Origin of the sequence: Clostridium sp. FP1 (assembly GCF_011065975.2) — a bacterium.
GTDB lineage: Bacteria > Bacillota > Clostridia > Clostridiales > Clostridiaceae > Clostridium_AD > Clostridium_AD tagluense.
Genome location: NZ_JAAMNJ020000001.1, coordinates 114,422 through 135,000 on the forward strand (window position 1 = coordinate 114,422; position 20,579 = coordinate 135,000).

Genomic DNA, 20,579 nt, shown 5'->3' on the forward strand with positions numbered 1-20,579 from the left:
ACTTCTATAAGTGGGAGGATAATAATTGAGAATTGTTATCTGCTTCAGAGGTCTACAAGGGTGGAAATCTCCTTCTGAAGTCGTTAAGTTATCTTCTTCGAAGCTATTACAGCTCCGAAGGAGATGATTTAATAATACCACAAGAGGAATAGCACATATCACTATATATTTCTACAGGAATATGCTTTTCCTCAGCTAACTTAAATATATGTAATAAATTAGGATTATCAAAGGAGTCTACTAGTATTTTCCAAGGTATTCTCCTTAAAAGTACTCTTGTGGTTTCTCCAATTCCTGGTTTTATAAGATTAATATTATCAATGTTAAACTTATTTTTAATACTTTCGATATCGCGAAGTCCTTTGCAGTTTAAATGTTCACCATTGAACTCAATATCTGCAGCAATTTCAGAAGTATCTTGCGACGTTAAAAGCTCAGATAGATAATTTTCATCTATTTTATTAAAACAGTTACATATTTCGTCAATATAAAAATTGGAAACATCTGAGGACTTTAATTCACTATAAAACTTGGTACCGTGGAAATCATCACTGGAAATATAATTATCATTAAGTACAGTCCTGCTTACAAGCCCTGAGACTGTAGAATTAAGGCAAGCACTTGGGATTAAAAAATCCTCCCGTGTACCGTAAATAAGGGTGCAGTGAGCAGGATCAGATAATACTGCTAGGTTTGGATTAAGGTTTATATTAAACTCTTTATAAATTTCCTTGCAAGCTTTTGTTAAGGTATGTTGAATAACACCTTTGCCTGTCCACCCATCAATGAATTGTATTTCTGCACAGGGGTGATTTCGTAATATATGGGCAAGTGCATTTTTATCTATGCCTTTATCCCGTATTATGGAAATACTATAATGCGGGATGGTTATATCATATTTAAACTGAATATACCTTTTAATTAATATGCCAATAGGAGTGCCAGCTCTAGCAAGGGAAACTAAAACAATATTTTTACCACGTGCTTCTATAATTTTATGGCTTAATACAGAAACTAGAGAAGCCAATTTGATTTTTGATCCTTCTAGTGTGTTATAGAAAATATCCATGTATTCTTTTGAGGGAGTATATTCTATTGGTAACATCTCGGAATAATGAATTCCACTTTGTATAGCATTTTCTCTAAATTCATTATCTTGTTCTACTATAAGATTTGATATGTCTTTAAGAAGAAATACAACATCTTCCGCGGGGTAGCTTCCTGAAAAAATACATTGATTCATTTAAATACACCTCTTTTATATATTATTTAGAAAAATAAAAGCTATTAGCCTTTCCAACATGCAAATATAATAGACTTCACATGAAAATAGGAAAAGATTTTATTTAATTCTTCTTTTTTTTCTTTGGTTAAAGGCTTTTCAGAAAAGAAGAATACCTGGTTATAAAAATTATCGGGAATATTATAAAGGTAGTTAGTTATAGTTTCATCTCCTGGACTTTGAAAAGCAACCTTATTTTTATTCCCATAACAATGGATGTTTCTAGCATGAACGGGACTTCTCGTAGTGGACTGAAAATATACATTATCTCCAAGCTTTGCGCTTATACTACAAGGTAAATATATAAATTCTCCAGTTCCTATGCAAAGACAGTTGCCAGGAGTTCTTTCTTTTTTTAAAACTTCTGATATCGATTGAATTTCTTCGAAAACTTTAGCATTATTTTCTGAACTAAGTCCAAATCTACCAGTAGATTTATTGTAACCTTCTATGCTTTCGCCTATTTCAAAAATATAATCTTTATCTGGAATTAGGTTAGTAGAGCTTGGAACCATGGTTATTGCATCGCTAATAATATCTTTTGTTTTACTACACTTAATATCCCCTTTTAATAAAGAACAGACCTTAACATCTATATTTTTTTCATCCTCAAACATTTTATAGCTATTAGTATCTCGCCAGTCTAGAATGGATAATATCCCAAAAGATTTCCCCGGAAGACATTTTATTAAATTTAATGCAGATTTACCTGTAGTAAGTTCATCATCTATTAGAACTATATCGCAAAAATCATTAAAAAAGTCTTTTTCATAAGGAAAAAGTGAATGTTCTACTGCATGAGAGTGTTCTTCATTAAAAAATAGTGCAGGATCTATAGAATTTATTTTTTCACGTGTGGTATGGATATAAGCAGCATTTGAAAAGTTTTGGAATACTGCTTGAGCAAGACCTGTAGCAGTCTCTGCAAAACCTATAAAAAGAGTTTTATTTGCAAGTTTTATAGGCGTGTTTAAAATATCATGTGTGTTTTCTATATTAACTGGAAAACTATTAATCTTAACTATTTCTTGCCCGTTTTCTAAATCTAAATCAGGTATATTAAGAGATACATCTAAAGATATAAGGGCACTAACTAATTCAGTAGTAGGGTAATCATAGGAGTCCTCTCTTTCATTAATCCAAAGACGGGCCAAAATCCCTCCAATGAGTTTTAGAGTATCTGGAATCATTGGCATATGTTTTCCTATAACCTTACTTACAAACAAGAAATCTCTCTTTTTATTTTCACGAGCGGACATAGTAAAAAGATTTGATACCGGAATATTACATAGGTTTTCCTTTATATTAAGTGATATGTCTAGTCTATTATCTATGTTGTAATGAATTGATCCGTTGCAACAATTCTCTGTGCGATTTTCCATCTTCAAATACCCCCATTATTTTAGCTTTTAGTAATATTTCTTTAGCCCATCTTTCATGGGGTTTTATTTCATTCATTTTATTTGAGTAATTGCTCTTTATTACCCCATCAAGGGATGAACTAAGAATATTGCTTGCATCTATATAATCTTCTTTAGAAACTACCATAAGAGAATTAACTATATTTACTTGGGTTGGGTGTATAACGGTTTTACCAATTAATCCATTAGTTCTATCTAAAAGAGTTTCTTTAATAAGAACATTATTATTTAAATCTAAAACTTTGCTATAATATTCATAAACTACTCCAGATATAACATAATCATCTCTTTTAAACACATTTATTATATCGCTTATACAGCCCTGTACTACGGTTAAGTCGTACACGGTAAAATCCTTACTCCGACGAAGACTATATAATCCAGAAAAATCTGTTCCACCAATTCGAATGTTTAAAACATAGTCTTTATAATAATCTACAATATGTTTTATTTTAATAAGTTCTTCCACCCGAGTTTCTTTATGGATTATGTTTGGTGTTTCAAGGATTGGCATTCCGTACAAATTCCTTTTATTAAACTCATTATATTCTTTTAGCAAGGAAAAATATTCATCACCAAGTGGAGCATTAAATTTGGGGAAAATGAAGCCGCAAAGCCCAATTAAGGAGGATTCATTGAGTAATCTTTGAAGTTGGTAAATATTACGAACTCTAATAAAAATAAGGGGAAGACGGTCCAAAAAAGAAGAATCTTCTTTTAAAGCAAGTGCTATCTTCATAAATAGGTCAATAATGTTATTTTCAGCTTGCACAACTTCATTTGTTGATACAGAATCTTCAATACAAAGAGTAATAGTGTGAGCACCCATACTTTTATTAAAAAGTATGTCCACTAGCAGATTTTCCCGAGTTCCTGGCATATATAAGCATGCTCCTAGTGCATAGGATAAATCTTCTTTTGAGGAAAATAGATTGTAAGATGAAGGGATTTTAAAAAAAATATCTTGTGAATTGTTAATATTATTAAAATAGCGCATAATTTTTCTCCATTTAACATAATAAATTAATCAGCAATTCCAAAGGACGCATAGTACTGATTGTAATATATAATTATAACATAGTTATATAAACAATTACATATTACACATAGGAATTCAGAGTTGAAGTATGAATTTACTACATTTCAAAATTCATGCTTCAGCTCTGATAGGAATTACTGGATGTTGAGGAGTTTTAACGACATTTCAGAAGGAAAGTCTCCCACTTCTATAAGTGGGAGTTACAAGCTATAACAAATAGAAAACTTCAGTGGGAGTATAAATCTCCTTCTGAAGTCGTTAATATTGCAGCATCGCAGATGATGATTTAACAATTATGAATGAGATTTGATCTATACTTCTTCAAAATTAAGGGCTTTATTTTCTAAATGATTTTTTTCAATATCATCTTTAGGCCAGTTTCAATTTAAATAAGAGCTAGTAGTATACAATATGATATAATGTATACACACAATTCAAAAATTAAAATTTGCATAAAAATACAAATTTTATAATAAAAAATTCGATTATATTGCAATAAAGAAAGGAGTTAATACGCATGTTTAGTTTTAAAAATCATCAAGAGCTTACTTGTATCGCAGAGGGCGATGGTCATTTCTTCGCAAAATTAGGTGCTATGGTAGCTTACAAGGGTAACTTTACTTCTGAAAAGGTATTATTAGATACAAATAGTAATCAAAGCATATTCAAATCCGTTATGAATCTAGCAGCAAGAAAGCTTTCGGGAGAAAATATTCCGATTATGAAGGTAAATGGTAGTGGCAGTTATTATATGGCAAATAGAGCGCAACATATTACTATAATTACACTGCAGCAAGGTCAGAGCATAGGAGTTGAAGGAGAAAATTTACTTGCTTTTACTGAAGGCTGTAAATATGGAGTTAGATTTATGGGATCGGGTGTAATATCTCAAAAGGGTATGTTTACATCAAATCTAACAGCAATTGGTAATAATCCTCAGGTGGTTATAACTACCAATGGAAATCCGATTATTCTAGAAACACCTTGCGTAGTGGATCCTGATGCAGTGGTATGTTGGACAGGTCCTGATCCTAATTTTAAGACCGATGTAAATTGGAAAACTTTCCTTGGACAAACATCCGGAGAATCCTATATGTTAGAATTTAATTCTAAGGGGGAAACTGTAATTATTCAGCCTTATGAAAGAGTTTCAGGATTAAATGTTGCAATAGATTAAGGGAGGGATGTGTTTGTGGCTATAATTATTGATAATACTAATAAAAAAATAATAACATCCCAAAAGAAACAATATGGGAAATTAATTATTGAAACCAGCATAAGACCAGAAAATAATTCTACTATAGCAATGGGTGTAAAGCAGCGCACAGAGCAAAATAATTCTCAAAGTACAAATAATTTAAAACCTAATATCACTGCAGGAGCTAAAGAGAGTGCTACCGTAAGGCCAAATAAGAATATGGAAAAAAGAAAACTTGTAGATGTTACAAAAAGCATTAATCTAGGAAAAGGGCAAAAGTTAAGTCTAAATCAGAATGCTAAGAATCTTTCAAAATTGATAGTAACACTAGATTATAATGCAATCTCAAAGGGTCATAATGAGTTTGATTTAGATGTATCAGTGTTTATGGTGGATATAAATGATAAAACAATAGAAAAAGATTTTATCTTTTATGAAAACACCAAGAGTACTTGTGGAGGAATAGTTATTAAAGCAGATCACAATACTTATCTTAAAGATGCTTATAATGAGTGCATTCAATTAGATTTAAATCTAATACCATCCAACATCCAAAAGTTAGCATTTACTGTAACTATTTATGAAGCAGATGAAAGGCTTCAAAACTTTGGACAGTTAACAGATGGATATTTTAGAATTATAGCTGGCGATAGTAAACAAGAAATTTTAAACTATAAATTCAATGAAAATTTATCCGTACAAACAGCAATGGTAGTAGCGGAGATATACAGATATAAAAGTGAGTGGAAGATTAATTGTATAGGTAGTGGATTTAGAGGAGGTCTTCAAGCACTGTGTGATAATTATGGAATAGATACGGTCTAGTAACATGGAAAGGAAGTATACAATGGGGGAAAATATAAAAAAAAGATATCCCAGATATATTAAAGAATTTAAGTGTGTAGGTGGAAAGTGTAAAGACAGTTGTTGTGTTGGATGGGATATAGATATAGATAAGATTACATTTAGACAGTATTATAAAGTTCAAGACAAAGAAATGAAGAGAATGTTTCAAAAAAATGTTCACAATAATGATAATTATCTAGATAGTAATGTAGATTATGGAAAAATAAAATTAGCAAGTGGAAAAAGATGTCCTTTTTTAGATGAAGAAAATTATTGTATGATTTATTCTAGGCTTGGAGAAGAATATCTTTCAAATGTTTGCACATCTTTTCCTAGAATAATCAATAAAGTAGATGGATGTTATGAAATGTCTCTTGATGTAGCTTGCCTTGAAGCTGCAAGAATTATTTTACTAAAAGAAGAAGGAATTGAATTTGAAGAGCGTGCGGAAACTTTAGAAAAACATATAGTATCAAGTGATATTAATACTAAATCTGAAAAATTCAAAAATTCACCTATAAAATATTTTAAAGAAATTAGATATTTGAGTATTAAAATAATAAAAAATAGAAAAATTGATTTAACTCAAAGGCTTTATATATTAGGTAAATTTATAAACACACTAGAAAAAGAATTTAAACACAATTATAATAATGTACTTAAGTTTATTAAAGAATATGATATAAATTCAATTAGTAATTCTTATGAAAAAAATCAATTAAGTTATATTGCTGGGATGGATTTTTTCAAAAAGATGGTGGGATTTTTAAATGTATTTAAAGAAGTGGACAGTCTTTCTTTTAAGGAATATACTAAGCAAATTATACTTGAATTCAAGTTTGAGGAAGAGGGGGGCATAAGTAAATATTTAGAATTGTACATAAAAGCATTTGAAGATTATACTGAAAAAATTATAAATAATAATAGCTATATTTTTGAAAATTATTTGGTGAATTTTATATATAACAACATGTTTCCGTTTTCTGTAACAGAATTAATGTTTGATGGGTATATTATGCTTTTAATAAGATATTCATTTATTAGATTTTATTTGGTTGGGAAATATCTATATAATAAACAGGATTCTAAAGAAGATATAGTTGAATTTATTCAAGTTTTCTCAAAAATCATAGGGCATCACAAAACTTATACAGCTGATGTAGTAAATTATATAAAAGAAAATGAATTTGATAATATAGAATTTGCTAAAATACTTTTAAATATTTATTAGAAGCATAGAATAACACTAATAACTTACTATAGATGAAGTTATTAGTGCTATTCTATATTGATATTTAAAATTTGGAGATTAATATATAATTATTTAAAATTAAAAATATTAGAGAAGAAGCTTTTACCTTTTTCTTTGGTATACTTTTTTTCTTCATTAAAATCAGGTAAGGGTAAATTAAAATTCACTTCTTCTAATCTATGAGTATCATAGAATTTTTCCTCAATTTTCCCTTCTATATTATTATAGCCAGTAGGAGTTAATATACTAATGTCAAATCCAAACAGGTTTAAGAAACATAGCATAATGCAATCCTCATCACTAAAAATACTTTCATTATTATCGTAAATAAGAAGTTTAGGTATCTTTGAAGGATAATCATACTGCTGAATTAGTTGTAATATGTTTTTATCAGCATTTAAAATAGTCATTAAAATCTTTAATTTAAATTCCTTATCTATAGCTTTTTTTAACATATCTGTTTTCAAAAAATAGTTTATTTTTTCTAAAATAATATGTTGCAGAGACGTTTTTAAATAAGAAAATTTATAACAACTGTGGGTTAGTAGTTTTTTTTCATCAACAAATCCATTATTATCAAATACAAAGGCTAAGGAGTATAAATCCGTTTTAGAGTAAGTTATATTAGTAAAAGGAATTCCTGGTATAAATAATGTATTATCTGCGGATTTTAAATGAAAAAAATCCTTCCAATATAAAGTTAAATCATTGGGAACGCCACTTATTTTTACGAATAAGTTTGGCATGTATATGGTGTTATTTTCTACTCTAAATCCTGTGCGAAGACTAGATGGTTCATTCCATAAAAGTTTAAACTCATGAAAGGTAGTATTAAGTGTCACAGGCTGAGTTTTATACTCTTCAAATTGCCAAGGTCTATAAAAACCATCTCCATCAGTATACAATGAGTTTGATAATTCTCTAGAGGCAGATGCAGCAATAGTTTCCTTGCGTATAAGCTTCTCTTCTTTTGGAAATTCTTTTAAATCAGCCTTATACGGGAGTTCAAAGCATTTTGAAAATGTATCGCTATATTCTGTAAGGTCTAAAAAACTATCACTTAAAGAATTTATATATAACACATCACAGCCTAATTTAGATAAAAAAATTAAGAATAAAAGCTCATGCTTTTTAATTTCACCATAGTATATAATTTTAGGATTTATAATTTCATCTGTGGAAGTATCTTGAAAGTGAAAATTCTTCACAAGGGTGGGAACAAAATCATGAACCCAAGAAAGTAATTTAAGTGAAAAATTTTTAACCTTAGATAAGTTCAAATTCTTCTCTTCTTTGCAGTATAAATCTAGTATATAGCTAAAACTATTTGCCATAGAACAATTTAAAGTATTATTATTAGTTGGAAAAACTTTATGTTCCATAAGCAGTGCAGCAATCTTAGTAGTTAGTGAAGCATCAAAAGGATCCACATGCTGCCATATACTTAGAGTATTATTCATTAATTTAGCAGCAGTGCGTATAGGTATAGAGTCTGTGAATTTTAAATATAACCCAGCGAACATACTTAAACTTTTATCTAATCTAAATAAGTCATTATAATAATCATCTTCATTTTCTTTTATTCCTATATATCTATAGAAATACACTGGGATAAAAGGTACGCTGCCTCCTATAAATCCAATCCTTTTATTAACAGGCAGGATTAAATCATTAAATATATTCATGCCGCTTTTAAGTAAAGTGTTAATAGAACCTTTAAAGATTATATCTAAAGGTAGATTTCTATTTTCTATAACAGGTTGCTCCATTTTAATAACAGTTTCTTTTAAATTACTAGTATCATCCACAATAGTTTCCTTAAAGTTGTGAGTTGTTTTTAAGTTAAGATCTATTAAGGGCTGAGTTTTAGGTAACTTTATGAGTTTTGAATGAATATTTAGTTTATCGATTTTTGAAAACCCTATATCTGACATCGAATTAATATATATAACATCACAACTTAGTTTAGACAAAAGTATCAAAAAATAAATTTCATGTTTTTTTATGTCACCATAAAAAAGCACCTTGGGATTTATAATATCGGTCTCTAGTCTAGAATTATAATTAGAACTATGAAATAACTTTGGAGCAAAGTCCAAAGTCCATCCAAGCAATTTAACAGCAAAATTTTTCATTACAGTTTCTGTAGTATTAGGTTCATTTGCTAAATATAGAGCTAGGGTTTCATCGAAGCTATTTTGGATGTAATCATTGAAAAAATTGTTATTAAACTCTGGGAATAGACCTTTAGTTTTAAGAATATTGATTAGTGTATTTCTTTCAGTTGAATTAGAACCTAGAAGTCCAGTCCAAGGTATTTCTGTTATGGATGTAGATAAAATTTTCACTGGTATTCCAGAGGTAAAGTTTATATACAAGTCTCCAAGTGAAGTAAGTGTATTGTTTAGTTTATGTAAATTCTCATAATAGAGTTCACTATTTTCAATAATACCAATATATCTATAAAAATAAATAGGTATATTAGGGGATTTTGATTTAATAAACCCCTGCCTCTTATTTACAGGAACAAATATATCTTGAAATAAATCTTGTGCTTCTAAGATAGATGTAATTATTTGTTTTCTAGTATTAATCAAAGTGTAAACCTCCAAGCTTATTCTTACATCTATGATACACAATGAAAATAGATGTAAAAAGTTAATAATAAAAACAATTTTATTTACTACTAGTTTACCATTAATATTACTATTAGGTAATAGAAGAATTGAGGACTACTCTCCATTTTTCTTCCTGAGACTTAAATAAAGATCAGCAAATCCACTAATAGCTATATAGAATCAAAAATCATACTACCAGGCGGAGTTTACAATTTCATAAACACCATGACTCATATTAAATATAGCTAAAATTAATTTACTTATAATACATATTTTATCATTTAGTATATAAAAATACTATAAATCTCTAATTATAATAAGAAGAATAGGAAAGGAAAATAAACAAAGACTATAAATATAATAAGTTAGAAAGGAAGTAATAAGTTGAAAATAAATGAATCACTTAAATGTCCAAAATGTAATAGCAAAAACTTCGAAATAAAGCATGAAGCCACTTTCCTCTATACATACAAAATAGATACAGTTAATGAGACTATATCTGAGGAGGGATCTGAAAATCTGCCGTTTTTATTTGATAATAGAGAACAAACTTGCTTCAAGGAATATATAGAATGTAGCACCTGTGGCAGCAAATATCCTTGCTCTTTTGATAAAGATAACCAAACTATTGATCTTACCATAATGAAAAAGGCAATAAGAGCAGATAATGTTAAAAACCCAGAATTTTTCGGGTAAAAATTTACTATTAAGTTTTATAATTTATATAGTTAAGATATCTTATGTAAAGATGAAGTAATAATATATGACTTTGTTTTGCGTTAGTATTAACATAAGTGTTGAAATATACATATAATAATGGGAAACTTAAATTATGTAGGGATGTGATTGTTATGGTGTATTTTAAAAATATTCCAATATATTCTTACGATATTATAAATACTTATCCACATGATGTTAGTTCTTTTACTGAAGGGTTGGTGTATGAATGTGGATATTTTTATGAAAGTACCGGAAAATATAATGAGTCTACGCTTCGTAAAGTAGAATTACAAACAGGTGAGATTTTAAAATTACACAAATTACATGAAAATTACTTTGGTGAGGGCATTACACTTTACCATGATAAAATTTTTCAGTTAACATGGAAATCTAAAGTGGGTTTTATTTATGATAAAGATAATTTTAACCTAATCAATAAGTTTTATTATAATACAGAAGGTTGGGGAATTACTCATAATGATGAGCATTTAATTATGAGTGATGGTACGGATGAAATATCTTTTTTGAATCCTAAAAACTTTAAAAAGGTATATAGTATTAAAGTTCATGATGAATTTAAGCCTATTACGAGACTAAATGAACTGGAGTTTATTAAAGGGGAAATTTATGCTAATGTATGGAAAAGCGATAAAATTGCTAGAATTTGTCCTTATAGCGGCAAAATAACTGGGTGGATAGACCTTAAGGGGTTGTTAAGTCCTAAGGAATATAAAAATGCAGGTACACTGAATGGAATAACCTATGATAGTGAAAATAATCGATTTTTTGTAACTGGAAAGAGGTGGCCTAAAGTATTTGAAATAAAGATAATTTAGATATACTTTATAGAACTTAATTAGGTAATAATTAATAAAATAAGATGAAGCAATTTTAAAAAACACTGAAAATAATTAATTATTTTCAGTGTTTTTTTAAAATGTCATTAAAGTAAAACTATATTTGCTTCCATACAATCATTTATCATTTCATCTGTCCATATTGAAGATTGAACTTCGCCAATATGAGCTTTATTTAGAAAGTACATACATATTCTAGATTGACCTATACCGCCACCTATAGTATATGGAAGTTTACCTTCTAAAAGTAGCTTATGGAATTCAAAGGAACTTCGCTCCTGGCAACCGGCTACTTTAAGTTGCTCTCTTAGTGCTAATTCATCAACTCTTATTCCCATAGAAGAAAGTTCAAAGGCTTTTTCAAGTATTGGATTCCAGAATACTATATCGCCATTAAGTGACCAATCATCATAGTCAGGAGCTCTACCGTCGTGCCTTTCACCAGATTTTAGTGTACCGCCAATTTGCATTATAAATACTGCAATATTTTCTTTACATATAGCATCTTCTCTTTCCTTTGGTGTAAAAGAAGGGTACAAATCTTCGAGTTCTTGTGTAGTTACGAAGAAAATTTCTTCAGGTAAGAATTTTTCTATTTTAGGATATAATTTGTGAACATGATCTTCGGTATCTTTAAAAACTTTATAAAGACTAGTTACAATTTCTTTTAATTTATCTAAAGTTCTTTCTTTTTTTAGAATAACCTTTTCCCAATCCCATTGGTCTACATATATAGAGTGAAGGTTATCTAAATCTTCATCACGTCTTATGGCATTCATATCAGTGTATAGACCTTCGCCTACTTCAAAGCCATATCTATATAAAGCCATACGCTTCCACTTAGCTAGTGAATTAACAATTTCGATATTTGTATCAGCTAAAGCTTTCATATCAAAGGAAACTACTCGTTCAATACCGTTTAGGTTATCATTTATTCCAGTATCAGATTTTACGAAAAGAGGAGCTGAAACTCTGGTAAGAGTTAATTCTTTCGCTATTCTATTTTCAAAATAATCCTTTACTTGTTTAATAGCAATTTCTGTATCTTTTAATCCGAGAAGTGGTTTGTAGCCAGCTGGAATTGCAAGTCCTTTTTTGTAAGTTATCATAAATAAAACCTCCTAGTAGTTTTGTAATTTTTTCGAATGATTAGCATGGCCATGCTATATGTTTTAAAATTGAAACAAAAAACAAAAAACCTTTCATCCTTGTTTCTAGGACGAAAGGTTAAACTTCCGTGGTACCACCTAAATTAGCTTTAAAAAAGCTCACTCATAATCAGTACAGAAAAATGTTTCGATACTGCCCTATATATAACGGTTAGGCTCCGTCCACACCTAATTTCACAAGGATTTCAGCTGGAAACTCAGAGATGTTCTTCGACATAGGCGTCATATGGAACTTTCACTATAATCCACTCGCTTTAACTACTTCCTATATGTACTCTTCTCGTCACAGTTTTTAGAAAAATAACTTATATTTATTCTAACTTGCAAGTTGCAATTTGTCAACCTGCAAAATAAATATTTTTATGAAAATTTATAAAATTGTAAAACCTAAGTTCATTGGCTTATTATATATATCTATTATAATCCAATTTTTAAAGGGCATTTTACAAAGGAATATTGACAAGTATATTTTCATAAATCATAATAAAAGCAGTAATAGAGAAATTTTGAAATACTTGAGGGGTGTATATATGAAGAAAAAACATATAAAGTGGATTTTAGTTATAGGATGGATGATATTAATATTTCTATTTTCTAGTCAACCTGGTGAGGTATCAAGTGAAAATAATAAATTTGTTATATATATATTCAAATTTATTGGTCTAGACTTAAATAGTATACTTGGGACTCTTAGTGATTTTATAGTTAGAAAAGCGGCACATTTTACAGAATATTTTATTTTGTATATCCTGCTATACAGGGCTATAAATACAAAGAAAAATTGGGATATTAAAGCGTTTATGCTCAGTATATTAATAGTGTTTTTATATGCATGCTCCGATGAGTTCCATCAGGCTTTTGTTCCAGGAAGAGGACCGGCTTTTAGAGATGTAATGGTAGATACATGCGGAGGACTTACAGCATTTCTGACTATGTATATTGTCACATTAAAAAAGGGGGCTGCCCTTCAAAAAAAGATTTGACTAAATTAAAATAGGTTTTGTTCCAAAAGCTAATTATAAGTTCCAGAACTTATAATATTTTTTCATAAACTACTAAAACAAGGTTACAATTCAAACTAATTATTAAGTCTGACATTTAGCCATAATCCGCTAAATGTCAGGCTTATATTTTTAGCTATACAAAATAATATTTAGCGGATTTTATACAGGGTTTACGTTTAAGAATATAACAGGAGATAAAATTCCGGAAATAGTAGTTGATCAGCTATTAGAATATATTGATGAAAATTTAAAATATAATACAAAAACTGCTGACATTCCTATAGAGAATACGTGGAGAATTAAGGTTCTAATTTTCAAAACAAATGACTAACTTATCTCCAATAAGAAACATTATCTTCAAGTTTATTAAATATAGAACGAACAGCTTTTGACCAATTTTTATCTTCAGAGTATTTTCTATTAACCCAAGTAAAGGCTTCAATGTTTTTAGGCTTATTTTTACACAAATTCACTATGGTTCTTGCAGCAATGCTAGCAGCATCTTGGATATTAGTATTATATTTTTTCCAACTAAAAAACACATTAAAGGGATTATTGGCAATTTTATAGGCGTTTTTATGGTCTTTTGGTACAAAGGATTGTTCTTGACCTGTAATAGCGAACATAACAAGTGGATTTAAATTAAAGTCTTTGCTTACAGATAATATTGCTGAAAAATAAGGTTCTTCAACTAGAAGAGAGTTTTTTGATTTTAGAAATTCCTTTAATTCTGTTATATTAACATTCTTGTACATTAAATAATCTGGAAGATGAGCATTAACAACTGGATTTTCCTTAGGGTTAATAATGTTTGAGCTAATGCTGGCCTTTTTTGTATAATAGCTTTCAAGGAGAGCAGATTCATTTAATGCATAGAGATCATCTTCATAATTATTGGCCTCTACTTTTTTTGAAAGATTTGTATTCAAATGTTCAATATATCCACGACTTAGAGTAGGGGCTTGTTTATATGTTGGCGGTAAAGCGGAGGCATAAGATAGTTTATTTGATAGTACCTTTTTATATGAAGGGGTAGTAGCTATAATCTTGGGATTTTCTTTTTCGAAATCATTAAGAGTTGTACTATTAAAGCCTGTAAAATTTTTAGTAAATACTATGCAAATCATACTATAAATAATTGTAATTAATAGAAGATTCCAACTAGTAGGACTTTTTTTAATACTCATATTTTCACACCTGCTTTTATTTTTGTGATATCTCCATGTAAATTATGAAGATACATAATCTTATTACAAATATCCCCAAAACAATAAAAAATATACATAAGATAATAATTTTAAAATTCATTGATGTTAGTATAGTATTTATATCATTGGTTAATTTCAAGTAGTAAAATGGTTATAAATCGTAAAGTTCATTGTATGGGTACATTTTTTAAAATCCATTAATAGTGATATAATTTTTAATATGATATTGTAAACTACAGTTTAAGGGGTGGAAATTATGAAAGTGTCTCAAATAATGACTCCAGGGCCTACGGAGGTAAGAGAAAACGTCAGAATGGCAAGAGCGTTAGCTACAACTAACCCAGATTTAGATTTAGAGTTTTATGAATTTTACAAAGAAACCTGTGAGAAAATAGGCCTGTTTTTAAATACTAATAATCAAGTTAGAATACTAAGTGGTGAGGGGATTTTAGGCCTTGAAGCAGCTTGTGCGTCCCTAACTGAGACTCATGATAGGGTACTCGTAATTGATAATGGAATCTTTGGAGAAGGATTTGCGGATTTTGTTAAGATGTACGGTGGAGAAGTGGTCGTTTTCAAAGGTAATAGAAAATGTAAGATAGATATAATAGAACTAGAAAAATTTTTAGAAAAGGATCATGATTTTAAATATGCTACTGTAGTACATTGTGATACTCCTTCAGGAGTTTTAAATGACATAGATGAAATATGTCCTTTGTTAAAGAAAAATGGCATATTAACTGTGGTAGATAGTGTAGCTGCAATGGGTGGAGAAGATATAAGAGTAGATGAATGGAAAATAGATGTAGCGCTCGGCGCATCCCAGAAGTGCGTTTCCGCTCCAGCAGGGCTAACTTTTCTAAGTATAAGTGAAGATGCATTTAAATTAATGCAGCAGAGAGAAAAGCCTATAGCTTCTTACTATTGCAATTTACTTGTATGGAAGGATTATTACGAAAATAAATGGTTTCCATATACACCACCGATAAGTGATATTGTTGGACTAAGGCAGGCTATTGATAATATATTAGAAGATAAAGGGGTAATTGAAAGACATAATTCTATTGGCAAAGCTACAAGAAAAGCGGTAATGGAGGCAGGGCTTAATTTATACATTGAGGAGGGATATTCCAATACTGTAACGGTTATAGAAATACCTGAGGGCATAGATGATAAAGAATTATTAAAGAATATGCTTGAGGAATTTAATGTATTTATAGCTGGTTCCTTTGGTTATCTACAAGGGAAAGTAATAAGAATAGGTCATATGGGTGAAAATGCGAAAGTGAATAAAATGGTCTATACTCTATTAGCATTACAAAACTCATTAAAGGTGTTAGGTTTTCAATGTAAAAAAGACATGGTTGAGGTTTTTTTAAATGAGATATAATTTAATAGTTTGGGGTTAAAGGAGTATGAGCGGTAAGTATATATGTAGAATAAAATTTAAGTCGGTGATAAGTCATCGACTTTTTTATTAATGAAAGAATACCACGGGCTATGCCTGTGGTTCTAAAAAGCTTATAGCTATACGTAGAAAAAAACAACCCCCTTTGATAAAATGGAAGTAGGTTTGCCAACCACAACCAAGTCAAAGGGGGAAAATCCAAATGGACAATCAAAGTTTAGCACATAGTAAATGGAATTGTAAATACCATATTGTCTTTGCACCCAAATATAGAAGACAAATAATATATGGGAAAATAAAATCAGACATAGGACAAATATTGAGAAAGCTATGTGAATATAAGGGTGTAGAAATATTAGAAGCAAACGCATGCAAGGATCATATACATATGCTTGTAAGTATACCACCCAAATTAAGTGTGTCACAATTTATGGGATATTTAAAAGGTAAAAGTTCATTGATGATATTTGATAGACATGCAAATTTGAAGTATAAGTATGGGAATAGACAATTTTGGTGTAAAGGATATTATGTAGATACAGTAGGAAGAAACAAAAATGCAATAGAAGAATATATAAAAAACCAACTTCAAGAAGATATTGTATGTGAGCAGATAAGTTTAAAAGAATATATGGACCCGTTTACGGGTGAGCCAGTAAATAAATACAAAAAATAATACCCCTTTAGGGGTTGTATGTAAAGGTATGCGGTTGGCAGAACTTTCAGTATGTCTTTAGACGTAGCCAGTAACATGCCCTTATAGGGCTAGAACAAGCCACCCGTTATACGGGTGGTCCTGACTTTGCTTCATATATATAGATGAAATAATAATATAGAAAGCTAAGTGGATGAAGTTCATGCAATTAGCAAAAAAAATATATATAAATCAATGAGGGATAAAAAAACAGTTTAAATGTTACTAAGTAAATAGGCCTTATGAACTATAAAGGAGTAATAGTAAGGCGATTTCAGTATTCCTTTGATTAAATAGAGTATACTAGCCCTAGTGTATCAGTATCAAAGAAACTGCATAATTAGTAGTATTATAAAGAATATTATATATAGTTGTCGTATTTCAAGAGTTAGCATAAATGCCTTATATGTGTATATGATAGAATACTCCTTGTAGTCACGAAAGAGTGGCTCAGAAAGTTAGATGTTAATTACAATTTAATAAATTTTTATATGAAAATTAATTTTAAAAAGTTATTGACAAAACAAGCAATACCAAGTAAAATAGTAGAAGTCGTCACATGATGACAAAGCAAATTGGTCTTTGAAAATTAAACAGAGAAATAGGTAAAATAGCGAAATAATATTTCGTTAGACCAGTTAATTACTTTAGATAAAAAAGTAATTTTAGTCGTAAGACTAAAAAGTATGTAATGAGCTTGCTAACCAGCTTAACAGTGGTTGCAGATTATTCATTTCAAATAAAAAGTGTAAACTTTTAAATTGAGAGTTTGATCCTGGCTCAGGACGAACGCTGGCGGCGTGCCTAACACATGCAAGTCGAGCGATGAAACCCTTCGGGGTGGATTAGCGGCGGACGGGTGAGTAACACGTGGGTAACCTGCCTCAAAGAGGGGAATAGCCTCCCGAAAGGGAGATTAATACCGCATAATATGTTTTGATCGCATGATTGAAACATCAAAGGATTTTTCTTCGGAAAATTCCACTTTGAGATGGACCCGCGGCGCATTAGCTAGTTGGTGAGGTAACGGCCCACCAAGGCAACGATGCGTAGCCGACCTGAGAGGGTGATCGGCCACATTGGAACTGAGACACGGTCCAGACTCCTACGGGAGGCAGCAGTGGGGAATATTGCGCAATGGGGGAAACCCTGACGCAGCAACGCCGCGTGAATGATGAAGGCCTTCGGGTTGTAAAGTTCTGTCTTCTGGGACGATAATGACGGTACCAGAGGAGGAAGCCACGGCTAACTACGTGCCAGCAGCCGCGGTAATACGTAGGTGGCAAGCGTTGTCCGGATTTACTGGGCGTAAAGGATGCGTAGGCGGACATTTAAGTCAGATGTGAAATACCCGAGCTTAACTTGGGTGCTGCATTTGAAACTGGGTGTCTAGAGTGCAGGAGAGGTAAGTGGAATTCCTAGTGTAGCGGTGAAATGCGTAGAGATTAGGAAGAACACCAGTGGCGAAGGCGACTTACTGGACTGTAACTGACGCTGAGGCATGAAAGCGTGGGGAGCAAACAGGATTAGATACCCTGGTAGTCCACGCCGTAAACGATGAATACTAGGTGTCGGGGGTCGAACCTCGGTGCCGCAGTTAACACAATAAGTATTCCGCCTGGGGAGTACGATCGCAAGATTAAAACTCAAAGGAATTGACGGGGGCCCGCACAAGCAGCGGAGCATGTGGTTTAATTCGAAGCAACGCGAAGAACCTTACCTAGACTTGACATCCCCTGCATAACCCAGAGATGGGCGAAGTCCTTCGGGACAGGGTGACAGGTGGTGCATGGTTGTCGTCAGCTCGTGTCGTGAGATGTTGGGTTAAGTCCCGCAACGAGCGCAACCCTTATCATTAGTTGCTACCATTTAGTTGAGCACTCTAGTGAGACTGCCCGGGTTAACCGGGAGGAAGGTGGGGATGACGTCAAATCATCATGCCCCTTATGTCTAGGGCTACACACGTGCTACAATGGTGAGTACAAAGAGATGCAAGACCGCAAGGTGGAGCCAAACTCAAAAACTCATCCCAGTTCGGATTGTAGGCTGCAACTCGCCTACATGAAGCCGGAGTTGCTAGTAATCGCGAATCAGCATGTCGCGGTGAATACGTTCCCGGGCCTTGTACACACCGCCCGTCACACCATGAGAGTTGGTAACACCCGAAGTCCGTGAGGTAACCGTAAGGAGCCAGCGGCCGAAGGTGGGATTGATGATTGGGGTGAAGTCGTAACAAGGTAGCCGTAGGAGAACCTGCGGCTGGATCACCTCCTTTCTAGGGAGTAGATGCAAAGACTTCGGTCAATGCAACAAGAAGAATTTATTCTTCAAAATGTCTACTGTAATTACTCGTAACCTATTCTCTGTTTAATTTTGAGAGACTAATTTTAGTTAACTCTTTGGAGTTGACTAATAGATAGTTTTTCTAAAAATGTTCTTTGAAAATTGCACAGTGAAATTAAAGTTGTTTTAATAAGTTAAAGCCATGTAAATGGTGTATAGATGAATTTAATACAATTTCGCAAAATGAATTAAAACGTTTATGTAAATAAACGAAATTATCTATGCAAATAGATAAAGATAAAGGTTAAGCTACAAAGGGCGCATGGCGAATGCCTTGGCACTAGGAGCCGAAGAAGGACGCGTTAAGCTGCGATAAGCTTTGGGTAGGCGCAAATAGCCAGTGATCCAAAGATTTCCGAATGGGGGAACCCACATAGTAACAACTATGTACTGCATACTGAATAAATAGGTATGCAGAGGTAGACCCGGGGAACTGAAACATCTAAGTACCCGGAGGAAGAGAAAGAAACATCGATTTCCTAAGTAGCGGCGAGCGAAAGGGAAAGAGCCCAAACCTAGGTCTTTGACCTAGGGGTTGAGGATAGATCATAAATACTGCAATTCCTTAATTGAAGATAGCTGGAAAGCTGCTCCGCAGAAGGTAATAGGCCTGTAAATGAAAAGGAAAAACAGTCAGATCTAATCCAGAGTACCACGAGACACGTGAAACCTTGTGGGAAGCAGGGAGGACCACCTCCCAAGGCTAAATACTACCTAGTGACCGATAGTGAAGAAGTACCGTGAGGGAAAGGTGAAAAGAACCCCGGAAGGGGAGTGAAATAGAACCTGAAACCGTGTGCCTACAACCGGTCGGAGCACTTTTTATGTGTGACGGCGTGCTTTTTGTAGAACGAGCCAACGAGTTACGATATGTAGCAAGGTTAAGTACTTAAGGTACGGAGCCGAAGGGAAACCAAGTCTGAATAGGGCGCTATAGTTGCATGTCGTAGACCCGAAACCGGGTGACCTATCCATGGCCAGGATGAAGCGGAAGTAAAATTCCGTGGAGGTCCGAACCACGTTGGTGTTGAAAAACCATGGGATGAGCTGTGGATAGCGGAGAAATTCCAATCGAACTCGGAGATAGCTGGTTCTCCTCGAAATAGCTTTAGGGCTAGCGTCGATTAATTGAGTAATGGAGGTAGAGCACTGAATGGGCTAGGGGCTGACAACAGTTACTGAACCCTATCAAACTCCGAATGCCATATACTTTTATTTCGGCAGTCAGACTGCGAATGATAAGATCCGTAGTCAAAAGGGAAACAGCCCAGACCATCAGCTAAGGTCCCAAAGTGTAAGTTAAGTGGAAAAGGATGTGGGATTTCTAAGACAACTAGGATGTTGGCTCAGAAGCAGCCACTCATTCAAAGAGTGCGTAATAGCTCACTAGTCAAGAGATCCTGCGCCGAAGATGTCCGGGGCTAAAACTTACCACCGAAGCTATGGGTGTACACTATGTGTACGCGGTAGAGGAGCTTTCTGTACTGGCTGAAGTCATACCGTAAGGAGTGGTGGACGGT

The 20,579-nt window shown here is 32.3% G+C and carries 14 protein-coding genes, 2 rRNA genes and 1 other annotated feature (1 of these 17 cut by a window edge); of the genes, 10 read left to right on the forward strand and 6 right to left on the reverse strand.

The genetic code is table 11. The annotated features are described in order from the left end of the window. Positions 1–106: 106 nt before the first annotated feature. Genes G9F70_RS00590 through G9F70_RS00600 form a run of 3 tightly spaced genes read right to left on the reverse strand, consistent with a single transcriptional unit; the run spans position 107 to position 3,700 of the window. Positions 107–1,243 carry a cysteine protease StiP family protein gene (locus G9F70_RS00590; RefSeq protein ID WP_164947037.1) on the reverse strand — a complete coding sequence of 379 codons (1,137 nt, stop codon included), beginning with the start codon at positions 1,241–1,243 and terminating at the stop codon, positions 107–109. A gap of 44 nt (positions 1,244–1,287) precedes the next feature. Continuing rightward, entirely contained in the window at positions 1,288–2,664 is a 1,377-nt protein-coding gene (locus tag G9F70_RS00595; protein ID WP_164947036.1) for a phosphoribosyltransferase family protein, read from the reverse strand. Beyond that, positions 2,609–3,700, reverse strand: a complete 1,092-nt coding sequence (locus G9F70_RS00600) for an HpcH/HpaI aldolase/citrate lyase family protein (protein WP_164947035.1) — start codon at positions 3,698–3,700, stop codon at positions 2,609–2,611. The genes G9F70_RS00595 and G9F70_RS00600 overlap by 56 nt, the downstream gene beginning before the upstream one ends. 559 nt (positions 3,701–4,259) lie before the next feature. Between G9F70_RS00600 and G9F70_RS00605 the strand changes: the two genes are divergently transcribed. Genes G9F70_RS00605 through fliB form a run of 3 tightly spaced genes read left to right on the forward strand, consistent with a single transcriptional unit; the run spans position 4,260 to position 7,017 of the window. Next, the gene (locus tag G9F70_RS00605) at positions 4,260–4,919 is read left to right on the forward strand and encodes an AIM24 family protein (protein WP_164947034.1); all 660 of its coding nucleotides are present in this window, start codon (positions 4,260–4,262) and stop codon (positions 4,917–4,919) included. 15 nt (positions 4,920–4,934) lie between these two features. After that, on the forward strand, positions 4,935–5,765 hold the full coding sequence (locus G9F70_RS00610) for a TerD family protein (protein ID WP_164947033.1): 831 nt from the start codon (positions 4,935–4,937) through the stop codon (positions 5,763–5,765). 22 nt (positions 5,766–5,787) lie between these two features. Beyond that, positions 5,788–7,017 (forward strand): flagellin lysine-N-methylase, encoded by a 1,230-nt coding sequence (gene fliB, locus G9F70_RS00615; RefSeq protein ID WP_164947032.1) that lies wholly within the window; start codon positions 5,788–5,790, stop codon positions 7,015–7,017. An 89-nt stretch (positions 7,018–7,106) separates the two neighbouring features. Here fliB and G9F70_RS00620 read toward each other — a convergent pair whose 3' ends face one another. Beyond that, positions 7,107–9,635 (reverse strand): YceG family protein, encoded by a 2,529-nt coding sequence (locus G9F70_RS00620; RefSeq protein ID WP_164947031.1) that lies wholly within the window; start codon positions 9,633–9,635, stop codon positions 7,107–7,109. Positions 9,636–10,040: 405 nt separating this feature from the next. Here G9F70_RS00620 and G9F70_RS00625 point away from each other — a divergent pair, with 405 nt between their 5' ends. Together G9F70_RS00625 and G9F70_RS00630 are read left to right on the forward strand one after the other, a co-directional pair. Further along, positions 10,041–10,352 carry a hypothetical protein gene (locus G9F70_RS00625; protein WP_164947030.1) on the forward strand — a complete coding sequence of 104 codons (312 nt, stop codon included), beginning with the start codon at positions 10,041–10,043 and terminating at the stop codon, positions 10,350–10,352. 155 nt (positions 10,353–10,507) lie between these two features. Continuing rightward, positions 10,508–11,212, forward strand: a complete 705-nt coding sequence (locus tag G9F70_RS00630) for a glutaminyl-peptide cyclotransferase (RefSeq protein WP_164947029.1) — start codon at positions 10,508–10,510, stop codon at positions 11,210–11,212. Between the two features lie 107 nt (positions 11,213–11,319). On the opposite strand, the gene asnA is transcribed toward G9F70_RS00630, so the two are convergent. Next, the gene (gene asnA, locus G9F70_RS00635) at positions 11,320–12,342 is read right to left on the reverse strand and encodes an aspartate--ammonia ligase (protein WP_164947028.1); all 1,023 of its coding nucleotides are present in this window, start codon (positions 12,340–12,342) and stop codon (positions 11,320–11,322) included. A 103-nt stretch (positions 12,343–12,445) separates the two neighbouring features. Then, positions 12,446–12,698: a binding site (T-box leader), on the reverse strand. Positions 12,699–12,932: 234 nt separating this feature from the next. Between asnA and G9F70_RS00640 the strand changes: the two genes are divergently transcribed. Then, a complete protein-coding gene (locus G9F70_RS00640; protein ID WP_164947027.1) occupies positions 12,933–13,385 on the forward strand; it encodes a VanZ family protein in 453 nt (150 codons plus the stop codon). Between the two features lie 353 nt (positions 13,386–13,738). Here G9F70_RS00640 and G9F70_RS00645 read toward each other — a convergent pair whose 3' ends face one another. Next, positions 13,739–14,593 (reverse strand): hypothetical protein, encoded by an 855-nt coding sequence (locus G9F70_RS00645; protein WP_164947026.1) that lies wholly within the window; start codon positions 14,591–14,593, stop codon positions 13,739–13,741. A 277-nt stretch (positions 14,594–14,870) separates the two neighbouring features. On the opposite strand from G9F70_RS00645, the gene G9F70_RS00650 reads away from it, so the two are divergent. The 4 genes from G9F70_RS00650 to G9F70_RS00665 form a co-directional block, all read left to right on the forward strand. Continuing rightward, positions 14,871–16,004, forward strand: a complete 1,134-nt coding sequence (locus G9F70_RS00650) for a pyridoxal-phosphate-dependent aminotransferase family protein (protein WP_164947025.1) — start codon at positions 14,871–14,873, stop codon at positions 16,002–16,004. Positions 16,005–16,224: 220 nt separating this feature from the next. Further along, entirely contained in the window at positions 16,225–16,698 is a 474-nt protein-coding gene (gene tnpA / locus G9F70_RS00655; protein ID WP_224617364.1) for an IS200/IS605 family transposase, read from the forward strand. Between the two features lie 775 nt (positions 16,699–17,473). Further along, positions 17,474–18,991: ribosomal RNA gene (locus G9F70_RS00660) — 16S ribosomal RNA — on the forward strand. A gap of 310 nt (positions 18,992–19,301) precedes the next feature. Next, positions 19,302–20,579 (forward strand): 23S ribosomal RNA (locus tag G9F70_RS00665) (it continues 1,648 nt past the right edge of the window). The 16S and 23S rRNA genes sit together here, the layout of an rRNA operon.